The organism is Rhodanobacter sp. Soil772, from assembly GCF_001428385.1.
Taxonomy (GTDB): Bacteria; Pseudomonadota; Gammaproteobacteria; order Xanthomonadales; family Rhodanobacteraceae; genus Rhodanobacter.
Genome location: NZ_LMSK01000003.1, coordinates 332927 through 345823 on the forward strand (window position 1 = coordinate 332927; position 12897 = coordinate 345823).

The following is a 12897-nucleotide window of genomic DNA, read 5'->3' on the forward strand; positions in this document are numbered from 1 at the left end:
TCATGCAGTACTTGAGCAAACGTTTTTTCCCGCTGCTGCTGGCGACGGGCCTGCTGGCCGGCTGCGGCATGTTCGCCACCACGCCGCCACCGGCCGCGCAGCCACCGCTGCCGACGTATGACCAGGTCGCCGCGATCCGCGCCGCCGGCGATCGCGAGAAATCCATCATCGCCGTGAATCCGCTGCGTGACCCTGGCATCGGCGCACTGCAGGACGCCGCCAGGCGCGACGAACAGACCGGCAAATACGTCGACGCCGCGGCCATGCTGGACCAGGCGCTGAAGCTCAGCCCGGATTCGCCCGACCTGCTGCAGGAACGCGCCGAAATGGCGGTGCGCCTGAAGGATTTTTCCGCGGCCGAAAAACTGGCCCACAAGTCCTGGTCGCTTGGCCCCAGGCTGGGCCCGCTGTGCGCGCGCAACTGGCAGACCATCGTGGAGATGCGCCTGCAGGCGCGCGATGCGAACGGCGCCGCCACGGCACGCAAGTGGGTGGGGCAGTGCCACAAGGCCGGGATTCCACGCTACTGAGCGACCCGCCGCGCGTCATGGCGGGACATATCGGGCAAGCGCTTGCCAGAACGATCCGAGCAGTTGTTCGTCGGCGACCGGATCGGCGCGCCGTTTCAGAACAGCGCCGCCAACACCAGCACGATGCCGACGATGCTCGCCGCCCAGATCAGGGTGCGCAGGTAGGGAATGCCGGCGGCATATACCGGCACGTAGGCCAGCCGGGCCCAGAAGTAGAGCTGGGCGCCGAGCACGGTCATGTTGTCGTGGCGCTGCAGCAGGTGCGCGGCCAGCACCACGGCGACGAACAGCGGAAAGGTTTCCAGGAAATTCGCGCGGGCGCGATCCAGTCGGCCGCCGATGCCGCTGAGCGGTGGCTTCACTTCGTCGCGCGCGCTGGCGGCCCAGCCCAGTCCGCGCTGGCCGACCGAGCAGGTCGCGGCGAGCGCGATCTGCACCAGTCCCAGCACGACGCTCCACACCAGCATGCACAATTCGGTCGTCATGATGCGTCTCCCCCGTGGCGGTGCCGGCGCATGGTGAACCATGGCCGGCGCCGCTGCCAGTAGCCGCGGCGAACGCTATGCCGCGCGTCTGGCGCGGACGCGGGAGAGGAACTGCTCGACCCGTTCCAGCGGGATGCGGTCGCCGGCATCGCGTCCGTAGTACGCCTCGATGATGCGGCCGTGCTCGTTGATCAGGAAGTCGGCCGGCATCAGGTTGCCGGTGTTGAGGCCGGCCAGGCCGACCAGGCGCATGCCCTTGAGCAGGGTCGGCACGCGCGTCACGATCGCTTTCAGCTTGCGCCACAGCGAACGCTCGATGCCGTAGAGCTCGTGTGCGCTCGACGTGGGATCGGCGGCGATCTGGAACGGGCGCGGCCGGTGTCCGGCGAAGCGCAGCACGTCCGCCTGCGAGGCGCTGAACACGGCGACAATGTCCAGTCCGCGCGCGGCCAGTTCCGCGTGCTGGTTGGTCAGCTCGTAGATGCGGAAATTGCAGAATGGGCAGGCAGCATCGCGGAAGAACGACAGCAGGGTGAGCCGGCCGCGGCTGCTGGTCATGATCGGCTGGCCATGGATATCGACCAGGTCGAGCGCGGGGGCCAGCTCGGGTGCGAACAGTCTCACGTCGGTTCTCCTTCGGTAGGCGGGCGCATGGCTGCCCAGTTGATGCGCCGGCGTTGGTCGAGGTTCCCGTTGCCGCTTTGTCGCACGCTGCCGCTCCGCCATACTTGGCGGATGAACGACCTCGATGACACCGAGTCCGACGACGTCGGCGCCCTGCTCGGTGCCGACGGTCCGTTCGCGCGCGAGCTGCCGAACTTCGCGCCGCGGCTCGCCCAGCAGGCGATGGCGCGCGCGGTGCAGCAGGCGATCGCCGGGCGCGACACGCTGATCGCCGAGGCCGGCACCGGCACCGGCAAGACGTTCGCGTACCTGGTACCGGCGCTGCTGTCGGGCGAGCGGGTGATCATCTCCACCGGCACCAAGACGCTGCAGGACCAGCTGTATTTCCGCGACCTGCCGAAGGTGCGCTCGGTGCTCGGTGCGCGCTTGAAGACGGCGCTGCTGAAGGGGCGCGCGAACTACCTGTGCCTGTACCGGCTCGACCAGACCGTGCGCGAAGGCGCCACCTTCGAGCGCGCGCAGGCGGCGCAGCTGGCGACGATCCGCGCGTGGTCGGCGCGCACCCGCCGCGGCGACCGCATGGAGCTGGCCGAGGTGCCGGAGGAATCGCCGCTGTGGCCGCGCGTCACTTCCACGCCGGAAAACTGCCTTGGCGTGGAGTGTCCGTTCTTCGACGATTGCCACGTGGTGAAGGCGCGGCGCGAGGCGCTGGAAGCCGACGTGGTGGTGGTCAATCATCACCTGCTGTTCGCCGACCTGGCGCTGAAGCAGGAAGGCTTCGGCGAGATCCTGCCGGGCGCCGCGGCGTTCATCCTCGACGAGGCGCACCAGATCCCCGAGCTGGCCGGGCAGTTTTTCTCGCAGAGCATCAGCGCGCGCCAGCTCACCGACATGGCCAAGGATGTACTGACCGAATGCAACGGCATCACCGGCGCGATCGGCCTGCTGCTGGAGCCGGTGGAAGCGCTGCAGGAGGCGCTGCGCAAGCTGCGCCTGGCGCTGGACGCGCTGCCCGCGCGCGGCGCATTCCAGTTGCTGGAGGATCGTGCCGACGTGCGCACCTCGCTGCACGACTTGCGCGAACTGCTCGCCACGCTGGCCGAACTGCTCGCCTCGCAGGCCGAACGCTCGCGCGGCTTCGCCAACCTGCACGAGCGCGCCGAGCTGTTCACCGAACGGCTGGATCGCATCGTCGAATCGCACGGCGATCATGACGTGCGCTGGTACGAAACCTTCCCGCGCGGCTTCGCGCTGTATGCCACGCCGCTGGATCTCGCCGTGCCGATGCGCGGCCTGCGCGAACGCACTCAGGCGGCGTGGATCCACACTTCGGCCACGCTGTCGGTGGCCGGCAACTTCGACCACTTCGCGCGCCAGCTCGGCCTCGACGAGCCGCAGACGCTGAGCCTGGAAAGCCCGTTCGACTACGCGCACCAGGGCCTGTGCTACCTGCCGTCCGGACTGTCCGATCCGAACGCCCGCGACTACACCGAGCAGGTGATCGAGACCGTACTGCCGGTGCTGCACGCCTCCAACGGCCGCGCGTTTCTGCTGTTCACCTCGCATCGCGCATTGCGCCGCGCGGCCGAACTGCTGCAGGACAAGGTGCCGTGGCCGCTGTTCGTGCAGGGCACCGCCCCGCGCCCAAGACTGCTGGAGGAATTCCGCGCCAGCGGCCACGGCGTGCTGCTCGGCGCGGCCAGTTTCTGGGAAGGCGTCGACGTGGTCGGCGAGGCGCTCAGCGTGGTGGTGATCGACAAGTTGCCGTTTGCCGCTCCCGACGATCCGGTGCTGATGGCGCGGCTCGCCGCGCTCGAACAATCCGGCATCAACCCGTTCATGGGCTGGCAGGTGCCCAGCGCCGTGATCGCGCTGAAGCAGGGCGCCGGCCGCCTGATCCGCGACATGCACGATCGCGGTGTGCTGGTGCTGTGCGACCCGCGCCTGACCGGCAAGGGTTATGGCAAGCTTTTCCTCGCCAGCCTGCCGCCGATGCCGCGCACGCGCGAACTGGCGGATGTACAGGCGTTCTTCGATACTGCAGAAGCCCGTTCGTCCCTGGATCAGGTCCAGGGCAGGCTCTGAGCGTAGCGCAGCCCGCCGGCAAACCCGATCGAGAGAGGACAGCAACATGGCCAAGGTCACCGGACTCGGCGGCATCTTCTTCAAATCGCGCGATCCCGCCGCACTGTCGGCGTGGTACGCGGAACACCTCGGCCTCAACGCCGAGGAATGGGGCGGCACCCGCTTCGACGAAAACGAACAGCGTCCCGGCTACACCCTGTGGTCGCCGTTTGCCGCCGACACCGGTTATTTCGGACCCGGCACACAGCCCTACATGATCAACTTCCGCGTCGACGATCTCGACGCGCTGCTGGCGCAGTTGCGCACCGCTGGCGTCGAGGTGGACGAGCGCATCGAGCAGAGCGAGTTCGGTCGCTTCGGCTGGATCGTCGACCCCGAAGGCACGCGCATCGAGTTGTGGCAGCCGCCCGCGTAGCAACGCGATTCCGTCGTGCCGTGAAGCCAGATCCGGCGACGCTCAGGCCACCGCGATCTCGACCGTCACGTGCACCAGTTCCTCGTGGACGGCCAATTGCCGGCGGACTTCCTCGGCGCTAATGGCCGAGGTGGCAACCAGCCCGAGGATGCAGGCGTAGCTGTTGCGGCCGACACGCCAGACATGCAGGTCGCTGACGGCCGCCGCCGCGAAATGCTCTTTCACCACGTCGCGGATTTCCTCGACCACCGGCAGGTCCATTTCGGCGTCCAGAAGAATCCTGCCGGACTCGCGCAGCAGGCCGAAAGCCCAGCGCGCCACCAGGATCGAACCCACGATGCCCATGACCGGATCGAGCCAGGCGGCGCCGTAAAGCTTGCCGCCGACCAGCGCGACGATGGCGAGCACGGAGGTTGCCGCGTCCGCGATAACGTGCAGGTAGGCCGCGCGCAGGTTCACGTCGTGGTGATGGTGATGGTCGTGCCCGTGCCCGTGGCCATGCTGGTGACTGTGCTCTCCCTTCAACAGCCATGCGCACAACAGGTTGACGCCCAGGCCGATCACCGCGATCAGGATGGCCTCGTCATAGTGGATCGCGGCAGGCGCGAACAGCCGTTCGACCGACTGGACCATCATCAGTGCGGCGACGACGGCGAGCAGCAAGGCACTGCTGTAGCCACCGAGTATTTCGATCTTCCACGTGCCGAAGGCGAACCGCCGGTCCTTCGCGTAGCGCCTGGCGAACACGTAGGCCATGACGGACAGCCCCATCGCCAGCGCATGCGAACTCATGTGCCAGCCATCGGCCAGCAGGGCCATCGAGTTCAGCCAGTAGCCGCCCACGATTTCCACGACCATCATGGCTGCCGTGATGAACACCACGCGCCGGGTGTTGCGCTCCGCCTTCGCATCGACGTGGTTGAACTGGTGGCTGTGGGTGAATAGCGAGATGTCGGGGACGGGCATGATTCGTTCTCTGGCTATATACTCCCCCATAGTATATGACCGTCAGGCCACCGCCATGTCGCACATCCAGGAAAACCGGAAGAAACTGGTCGCCCGGGTTCGCCGCATCGGCGGCCAGGTGGCTTCGCTTGAACGCGCCATCGCAGGCGACGAAGAATGCGGCGCCGTGCTGCAACAGCTGGCCGCCGTGCGCGGCGCGGTCAATGGCCTGATCCTCCAGGTGATGGAAGGGCACCTGCGCTCCCACGTGGCCGATACCGGCAACACGAAGCAGCAGGACGAGCTGCTGCCGGTGCTTGCCGTGCTGAAGAGCTACCTCAAGTAGCTGCCGGTCGGGCTGTCGGCAGGAGGTCGCGGTCGATGCCCGAAGGCACTCGCATCCAGCCGCGGCACCCGTCAAAGTAGCGGAGGTCTTCGTCGCAGCGGAGCAAAGCCGTGAGCCGAACATCGAATCGCGATCGACAGCCGGCGCCCGATCCCGGCGAACCCGAACGGGTCACGCCATCCGGGCTATTGCCCGTGCTGGAAGCACTGCGCCGGCGCGAGCCGATCTTCCACCGCCCCGAATTCGGCAGCACTCGCGCCGACTTCGAACGCATGGCTGCCACCGACTTCTGGGAAATCGGCGCCTCCGGCCGGCGCTACAGCCGCGCCCATGTCCTCGACGTGCTGGAACACCGCGCCCCCGACCCCGCCGAACACACCTGGAAAACCCGCGACTTCCATTGCCGCGAACTCGGGCCGGATACCTACCTGCTCACCTACACCCTGGAGCAGGGCGAGCGGGTGAGCCGGCGCAGCACGATCTGGCGGCGCAATGGCGACGAGTGGGTGATCGTGTTTCATCAGGGGACGCTGGTGAGGGTACTTTAGGGATCGCCTTTGGCCGGTTGCCCGACGCCTGCCCGCGGCAGCGGTCAACTCGAAGCGTGGTTGTTCGAGATGCCCTTAATGGATAGTGACCGCATCAGTCGAGCGGCGCGCCGAAGCGGTCCGTGCGCGGCAGGTAGTGATGTTCCGGGTCAAGCGAGGCAACCACGTGGCGGGCGCGGCCGACGATCTCTTCACGCGGGAAGAAACCGAAGTAGCGCGAATCCATGCTGTTGTCGCGGTCGTCGCCGAGCAGCAGGTAGTGGCCGGATGGCACACTTACCGGGCCGAAGTTGCTGGCCGGGCTGGGGCGGTAGTCGGACAGGCGGATCGCGTGGTTCATCGCACCGTAGTGTTCGATGGCGTAGTGCGCCGGATCGCGCAGGTCGTCGTGGATGCCGGTGTAGCTGCCAGTGGCGTAGCGGGCGGCGTGGCCGTTGATGAAGATCGTGTTGCCGCGCATCGCCACCTGGTCGCCGGGCAGGCCGATCACGCGTTTTACCAGACGCTCGCGCGCGGCCTGCGAATCCAGCACCACGATGTCGCCGCGCTGCGGGTCGGCCAGGTGCAGCAGCGAGACGTGGGTCAGCGGCAGGCGCACGTCGTAGGCCAGCTTGTCGACCAGGATGCGGTCGCCGATGCGGATGGTTGGCTGCATCGAGCCGGTCGGCACCACGTTCCAGTCGGCCACCGCGCTGCGGAACACGATCATGCACAGCATGAAGGTGATGAAGCCCTTGTTGCGGGCCAGGAATCTCGCGATCGCGTGCATGGCATTCCCCTGTCCGGGTCGGTCGGCTTGCCCGTCCTGCAGTGACCGCGCCGGCGGCGCGAAGTTTCGCTGTCATCCGCACGTCATCTTGCGGCCTGCGGGCCGGCCGCGCTTGCCCGCGTTGCCGCCGTTGGGACTGTTGTGATCGACACTCCGGATCAAGGGAGTGCTTGGGACATGGGCAAGTGGACACAAACGGTAACCGCCAAGGTGCTGGGCGTCGGCGTGCTGGCGTTGCTGATGACGATACCGCTGATGCAGGTACGCGAGCTGGTGGGCGAACGACAGCAATTGCGGGAGGGAGCGATCGCACAGATCGCGCAGGGCTGGGGCGGTGCCCAGGTGCTGGGCGGCCCGGTGCTGGTGGTGCCCACGGTGCGCCAGGTGCCGGTGGCGGAAAATCAACCGCCGCAGTGGCGCACCGGCAGCGAGAGCATGCTGGCCGATGCATTGAAGCTGGACGTGGCGATGGCGGTGGAGACGCGCAGCTACGGCATCTATGCCGCGCCGGTGTTCGTCGCCACGGTGAAACTCGACGGCCAGTTCCGCGCGCAGGACCTGGCCCAGTTCCGCCGCGCCAGCAGCGCGTCGTGGCAGGGCGACAAGGCCGAACTGCGTCTGCCGATCGGCGACCTGCGCGGGCTGCAGGAGGTGAGCGAGCTGCGCATCAACGGCCAGCCGGCGCGTTTCGAGTCGTCGGCCGAGCGGCTCGGCCCGTGGCCGAACGTGGTGGTGCCGATCGACCTGGATGCGCTGGGCGGGCAGCCGATCGACGTGCAGATCACGCTGAAGCTCGCCGGCACCGAGGCGCTGCAACTGCTGCCGCTGGCGCGCAGCACCGACGTGACGATGCGCGCGCCGTGGAACGATCCCAGCTTCGTCGGCGCGGCCTTGCCGCTGGAACACAAGATCGACGCACAGGGCTTCAGCGCGCACTGGCATCTGCTCGATCTCAACCGCAGCTACGGCCAGCACTGGAACGATGGCGACCATGAGATGGACAAGGCACTGCAGGCCTCCACCTTCGGCGTGCAGTTGTACCAGCCGGTCGACGTGTACCAGCGCAACGTGCGCGCGGGGAAGTACGGGCTGCTGTTCATCGCGATGACCTTCGTGGCGTTCTTCCTGTTCGAAGTGCTCAAGCGGCTGCGTGTGCATCCGGTGCAATACCTGCTGGTGGGTGCGGCACTCGCCACGTTCTACGTGGTGCTGCTGGCGCTGTCCGAGCAGATCGGCTTCGGCCCGGCATATGCGCTGGCCGCGACTGCAGTGGCCGTATTGGTGGGCGGCTACGCGATGGCGGTGCTGCGTGCGCGGCGTGCCGGGTTGCTGCTGGGCGGCGTGCTGGGGCTGATCTACGCGATGCTGTACGGGCTGATCGCGGCCGAGCAGTACGCGCTCTTGATCGGTGCGCTGGTGCTGCTGGCGATGGTGGGCTTGATGATGTACCTGACCCGCCGCATCGACTGGTATGCGTACGTACCGACGTCGTCCGAACCGACCGAGCCGCCAGCCGCTATCATGGACAAATCATGAACCTGCTCGCGATCGAAACCGCCACCGAAGCCTGCTCCGTCGCCTTGATCCACGGCGACGAACTGATCGCCCGCAGCGAGATCGCACCGCGCCGGCATACCGAGCTGGTATTGCCGATGGCCGACGACCTGCTGGCCGAAGCCGGCATCGGCCGCCATGCACTGGATGCGATCGCCGTGGGCCGCGGCCCCGGTGCGTTTACCGGCGTGCGCCTGGGCGTGTCGCTGGCGCAGGGCATGGCGCTGGCGCTGGACCTGCCGGTGATCACCATCTCCTCGCTGGCCGCACTGGCGCTGGAGGCGCCGGAGGAAGAAGGCACCGCGATCCTCGCCGTGATCGACGCGCGCATGGGCGAGATCTACGCCGCCTGCTATCGCCGCGACGACAGCGGCGGCCTGATCGCGCTGGACGACGAACGCATCTGCACCGCCGAGTCGCTGCTGCTACCCGAAGCCGGCGCCTGGCAAGTGGTCGGCAGCGGCTGGGCCACCTACGCCACCGCGCTGAGCCAGCGCCTCACCGGCACGTTGCACTCAGCGGATGGCATGCGCTATCCGCAGGCCGCCCACGTCGCCGAGCTGGCGTTGCGCGAGTTCAAGGCCGGCCACCTGCAGGCGCCGGAGCTGGCGCTGCCGGTGTATCTGCGCGACAAGGTGGCGTTGACCTTGGTGGAGCAGGGCAGGGCGTGAGCTGACTGTCTCTTGCTACGCAAGAGTGGGCGCTGTTCTTTGATGTCAGGTTCATTTTGTTGAAATGTCTGCATTCAACAACCCACAGTAGACATGCAAAGAATTAGAGGTCGGGGGGCGCGAATGCCGCAAACAAATCAGTTGCAACAAAATAGCTTTGCCTTTTCATGGTGCTTTCCGGTCATTTCAGCCCTCGGAGCGACGGCGCTATGCCTCGGCATAGTGACCCTGTTTACTGCGCGAAAAAACTCCGTTGTCAGCGCGCTGCCCCATCTCGCGGCTTGGTCGACGGATTGGCTTCTCTTCAACGCGGGCATATTCCTATTGTTTGCCTCCAGCGTAATTTTAGGTGTCAAAGTTCAACACAATCGAACGATTGGGCTTGCGTGGATCAAGGTTGACGGGTCGGCTATGGAGTCGCGAACTCGAGAATTCACGATGTTGAAGCCATCGAGTTCCAAGATTCTAGCTGTCCTCCTCAATCTTCTACTGCTTGGCATTGGGTTGCCTGCTTTTGCAGTTGTAACGTTCCTGATGAAGCCGAGTGGGTATATGGTTTTTGTTGTCTGCTTCTTCTTCTTAACGGGATTCATCATCCTGAAAAATGCCGCGGACTCGCTATCATGCCGCGTCCAAATGTTTGATGATGAAATCCGATTTTCGAGCTATTTTCGTGCAAAAGCATTTCCTGCCTTGGAGATTCGATCGGCAAAGTACAGTCGTTACAGAGGCACTACATCATTGACTGTTTTGGGCGACCGATCATGGTTCACGGTGTCGAGTGATAGCTTCGACTCAGGCCAATTGGACGCCATCCGCAAATTTTGTGACCGAGCGGCGAACTTGTACCCCGACTGGTCTTCTCAGACAGAAGTTGGTGTGCGCAAATAGCTGCTTTCGAAAGCGGGATATTTAAGAATCACGCAGTTTGCAGTTTGCGCATGAGCCATGCAGAGAACCCGGTTTCATATCTGCCCAATCGCCAGCTGCACCAGCAAGCTGCTCACTGCCACCGCGACCCATACGCCCAGCCCCAGCAGGATCGGCCGTGCGCCGCTGGCGGCCATCTTGCGCAGGTTGGCGGACAGGCCGATGGCGGTGAGCGCCACGATGATCAGGAATTCGGCCAGCATGTGCAGCACGGGCTGGACCGCGGTGGGAATCAGGCCGGCGGTGCGCACGGCTGAGGCGACCAGGAACCACAGAATGAACCACGGAAAGATGCGGGCGAGGCTGAAGTGGCCGACGCTGCCGGCTTCTGCCTGCTTGCGTTTCTCGCGGGCGGCGACGACGAAGGCGAGCACCAGGCAGACCGGGATGATCAGGGTGGCGCGGGTCAGCTTGACGATGGTGGCGTAGTCGCCGGCGGCGTGGCTGTAGCTGTAGCCGGCGGCGACCACCGACGAGGTGTCGTTGATCGCGGTGCCGGCCCACAAGCCGAAGCCCAGGTCGGACAGGTTCATCAGGTGGCCGAGCAGCGGAAACAGCAGCACGGCGATCACGTTGAACAGGAAAATGGTGGAGATCGCGAACGCGGTGTCGTGGTCGTCCGCGCGGATGATCGGCGTTGCCGCGGCGATCGCCGAACCGCCGCAGATCGCGGTGCCCACGCCGATCAGCACCATCAGCTTGTCGTGCACGCCGAGCCAGCGGCCGAGCCCCCAGGCGGCGAGGAAGGCCACGCTCATCGTCACCAGGGTCACCGACAGCGATTCGAGGCCGGTCTTCGCCACCTGGCTCAGGCTGAGCCCGAAGCCCAGCGCGATGATCGACCACTGCAGCACCTTCTTGCCGGCGAACGCGATGCCGGGGTTGTAGCGCTCGCCCGGCGACAGCAAGTTGCGCACCACGATACCCAGCACGATGCCGATCACCGGGCCGCCGATCAGCGGCGCCCAGCGCCCCAGCAGCAGCGCCAGCAGGCCGATCGCCACCGCCAGCAGCAAGCCGGGGGCGCGTTGTCGAACCAACGAGGGGGTGATGGCGAGGGATGGCGTGTTCATGCATGGGCTCCGGCAATCGCGCCATTGTCCGCTCGTGCATCAATCAGGAAAATTTGGAATATATGATAGGACGTATAAGATAGTTTGATGATCAACATCAGCCCGCGCCAGTTGGACGTGTTCGTGCAGATTGCGCTGCACGGCAGCGTGCGTGCCGCCGCCGAGCGGCTGCACCTGACCCAGCCGGCGGCCAGCATGGCGTTGGCGGAGATGGAGCGGCAGCTGGATGCGCCGCTGTTCGACCGCGAACGCGGCCGTTTGCGCCTGAATGCGCGCGGGCGCGAACTGCTGCCGCTGGCGCAGGAGCTGCTGGAACGGCATGCCGAGTTCGGCCGGCGCGGCCGCGAGGAGGGCGCCGCGCTGGGTGGCGAGCTGCGCATCGGCGCCAGCAATACGGTGGGCAATTACCTGGTCGGCGAACTGCTCGGCGATTTCGTGCGCGCGCATCCGCAGGTGGCGATCCGCCTGCGCGTGGCGAATACCGAGACGATCGCCGCCGCCATGCTCGAGCACAGCCTGGACGTCGGCTGCGTCGAAGGGCCGGTGGCGCACCCGCTGCTGGAAGTGCGGCCGTGGCGCGACGACCTGCTGGTGGTATGCGCGCCGCCGGAACATCCACTGGCACGCCGGCGCAGCTTGAAGCCAGCCGATTTCGCCGGCGCGCGCTGGGTGCTGCGCGAGCCCGGCTCGGCCACGCGCGCCACCAGCGAGCGCGTGCTGGCGCAGTTGCCGCCCGGCGAAACCGTGCTGGAACTGGACCAGATCGAGGCGATCAAACAGGCCGTGGTGGCGGGGCTGGGCATCGCCTGCCTGCCGGCGGTGGCGGTCACCGATGCGCTGGCGACCGGGCGGCTGAAGGCGTTGAAGACGCCGTTCCTCGACCTGCGTCGCAAGCTCTCGTTGCTGCTGCACCGGCGGAAATACCGCGGTGCGCTGCTGGACGCGTTCCTCGAGGGGATCGACCTCGAGCGTGGGCGCTGAGCCGGCGGCAGGCCTCCCTGGCCTGCGCTTGCCACTTACTGTTTCATCGCCACGAACGACATGTGAGTGCCGTGCAATTTGTCGTCGACCGCGATGGTCATGCTCTTGCCATCGGGAGCGACGGTCATTTTCGCCACGCTGATGATCTTGCCGTCGCGCTTGTCGGTTTCCTGCATGACGTGCGAACTCAATTTCTTCACCGAGACGCTGGTCGCGCCGGGGTCGCCCCTGTACGGGACTTCGCTGCCGTCCATCTTCGCCGTATACGACTCGCCGGTTGGCGCGTTCATGCTGAACATGTCGCCATCGACCTTGTAGCTGCGGGTCAGCGCGTTGTCCGAGACGCTGCCGTAGCTCTGCGTGCGCCACGAGCCGGAAACCGCGTGCGCGCCGGCCGGTCCCTTCGCCACGCGCACCATGGTGCCGTTGCCGGTCACCGGGTCGGTGTTGTTGTTGCTGCTGTCGGTGAACTCGAAGCTCGCCGTCTTGCCGTCGGCGGCCACGGTCATGGTCGAGTCCGAGATGACCTTGCCGTTCTTCTTGTCGATCTCGTGGATCGCGTGGTCGTCGACGACGGTCACCGCCATCGTGTCGTAGTACGGATGGCCACTGACCGGCTGGTCGGTGCCGTCGGCCTTCACGCTGACCGGCGGAACGCAGGTCTTGCAGTGGTACCTGCCGTTCTGCAGCAGCAGGACGTCGGGCTTCTTCGGCATCTCGACCTTCTTCAGGTCGATCTTCCAGGTACCGTCGAAGGCGCTTTGCGCCGTGGCCGGCGAGGGCATCAGGCATGCCCCCAGCAACCCTCCCAGAAGTACAGCGACAAGTGACTTGTTCATGATGACACTCCCCATTGGCCGTGGATCGGTTTGATGGTGCGGAGTTGTCGTGCCGCAGTCCGGGCGGTGAAGAACGTGCACGCAGCGGTTTTCCCCTGAGCC

Annotated in this window: 15 protein-coding genes; 9 read left to right on the top strand and 6 right to left on the bottom strand. The window is 66.1% G+C overall.

Annotated features, from left to right (window positions below):
* Window positions 1-2: 2 nt before the first annotated feature.
* Window positions 3-530, top strand: a complete 528-nt coding sequence (locus tag ASG75_RS12950; protein ID WP_056390114.1) for a tetratricopeptide repeat protein — start codon at window positions 3-5, stop codon at window positions 528-530.
* 95 nt (window positions 531-625) lie between these two features.
* Here the strand turns inward: ASG75_RS12950 and ASG75_RS12955 are convergent, their stop codons facing one another.
* On the bottom strand, window positions 626-1015 hold the full coding sequence (locus ASG75_RS12955) for an MAPEG family protein (RefSeq protein WP_056390118.1): 390 nt from the start codon (window positions 1013-1015) through the stop codon (window positions 626-628).
* Window positions 1016-1090: 75 nt separating this feature from the next.
* Window positions 1091-1639 carry a redoxin domain-containing protein gene (locus ASG75_RS12960; protein WP_056390121.1) on the bottom strand — a complete coding sequence of 183 codons (549 nt, stop codon included), beginning with the start codon at window positions 1637-1639 and terminating at the stop codon, window positions 1091-1093.
* A gap of 111 nt (window positions 1640-1750) precedes the next feature.
* Here ASG75_RS12960 and ASG75_RS12965 point away from each other — a divergent pair, with 111 nt between their 5' ends.
* Window positions 1751-3724, top strand: coding sequence for an ATP-dependent DNA helicase (locus tag ASG75_RS12965; protein WP_056390124.1), 1974 nt, complete (start codon window positions 1751-1753; stop codon window positions 3722-3724).
* Window positions 3725-3770: 46 nt separating this feature from the next.
* A complete protein-coding gene (locus ASG75_RS12970) occupies window positions 3771-4139 on the top strand; it encodes a VOC family protein (RefSeq protein WP_056390127.1) in 369 nt (122 codons plus the stop codon).
* A gap of 42 nt (window positions 4140-4181) precedes the next feature.
* Here ASG75_RS12970 and dmeF read toward each other — a convergent pair whose 3' ends face one another.
* A complete protein-coding gene (gene dmeF, locus ASG75_RS12975; RefSeq protein WP_056390130.1) occupies window positions 4182-5105 on the bottom strand; it encodes a CDF family Co(II)/Ni(II) efflux transporter DmeF in 924 nt (307 codons plus the stop codon).
* 55 nt (window positions 5106-5160) lie between these two features.
* Between dmeF and ASG75_RS12980 the strand changes: the two genes are divergently transcribed.
* Window positions 5161-5430, top strand: a complete 270-nt coding sequence (locus tag ASG75_RS12980; RefSeq protein WP_056390132.1) for a metal/formaldehyde-sensitive transcriptional repressor — start codon at window positions 5161-5163, stop codon at window positions 5428-5430.
* A gap of 110 nt (window positions 5431-5540) precedes the next feature.
* Window positions 5541-5978 carry a DUF4440 domain-containing protein gene (locus tag ASG75_RS12985; RefSeq protein WP_082547608.1) on the top strand — a complete coding sequence of 146 codons (438 nt, stop codon included), beginning with the start codon at window positions 5541-5543 and terminating at the stop codon, window positions 5976-5978.
* 94 nt (window positions 5979-6072) lie between these two features.
* On the opposite strand, the gene lepB is transcribed toward ASG75_RS12985, so the two are convergent.
* Complete coding sequence (gene lepB, locus ASG75_RS12990) at window positions 6073-6747, bottom strand: signal peptidase I (protein WP_056390139.1); 675 nt, start codon at window positions 6745-6747, stop codon at window positions 6073-6075.
* 177 nt (window positions 6748-6924) lie between these two features.
* On the opposite strand from lepB, the gene creD reads away from it, so the two are divergent.
* From creD to ASG75_RS16370, 3 genes are all read left to right on the top strand, one after another.
* A complete protein-coding gene (gene creD, locus ASG75_RS12995; protein ID WP_056390142.1) occupies window positions 6925-8283 on the top strand; it encodes a cell envelope integrity protein CreD in 1359 nt (452 codons plus the stop codon).
* A complete protein-coding gene (gene tsaB / locus ASG75_RS13000; RefSeq protein ID WP_056390145.1) occupies window positions 8280-8972 on the top strand; it encodes a tRNA (adenosine(37)-N6)-threonylcarbamoyltransferase complex dimerization subunit type 1 TsaB in 693 nt (230 codons plus the stop codon). The genes creD and tsaB overlap by 4 nt, the downstream gene beginning before the upstream one ends.
* A 123-nt stretch (window positions 8973-9095) precedes the next feature.
* Window positions 9096-9863, top strand: a complete 768-nt coding sequence (locus tag ASG75_RS16370; protein WP_157616973.1) for a hypothetical protein — start codon at window positions 9096-9098, stop codon at window positions 9861-9863.
* 74 nt (window positions 9864-9937) lie between these two features.
* Here ASG75_RS16370 and ASG75_RS13005 read toward each other — a convergent pair whose 3' ends face one another.
* The gene (locus tag ASG75_RS13005) at window positions 9938-10975 is read right to left on the bottom strand and encodes a YeiH family protein (RefSeq protein WP_056390147.1); all 1038 of its coding nucleotides are present in this window, start codon (window positions 10973-10975) and stop codon (window positions 9938-9940) included.
* Between the two features lie 87 nt (window positions 10976-11062).
* Here ASG75_RS13005 and ASG75_RS13010 point away from each other — a divergent pair, with 87 nt between their 5' ends.
* The gene (locus ASG75_RS13010) at window positions 11063-11956 is read left to right on the top strand and encodes a LysR family transcriptional regulator (protein WP_056390155.1); all 894 of its coding nucleotides are present in this window, start codon (window positions 11063-11065) and stop codon (window positions 11954-11956) included.
* A gap of 35 nt (window positions 11957-11991) precedes the next feature.
* On the opposite strand, the gene ASG75_RS13015 is transcribed toward ASG75_RS13010, so the two are convergent.
* The gene (locus ASG75_RS13015) at window positions 11992-12795 is read right to left on the bottom strand and encodes a hypothetical protein (protein ID WP_235580234.1); all 804 of its coding nucleotides are present in this window, start codon (window positions 12793-12795) and stop codon (window positions 11992-11994) included.
* Between the last annotated feature and the right edge of the window lie 102 nt (window positions 12796-12897).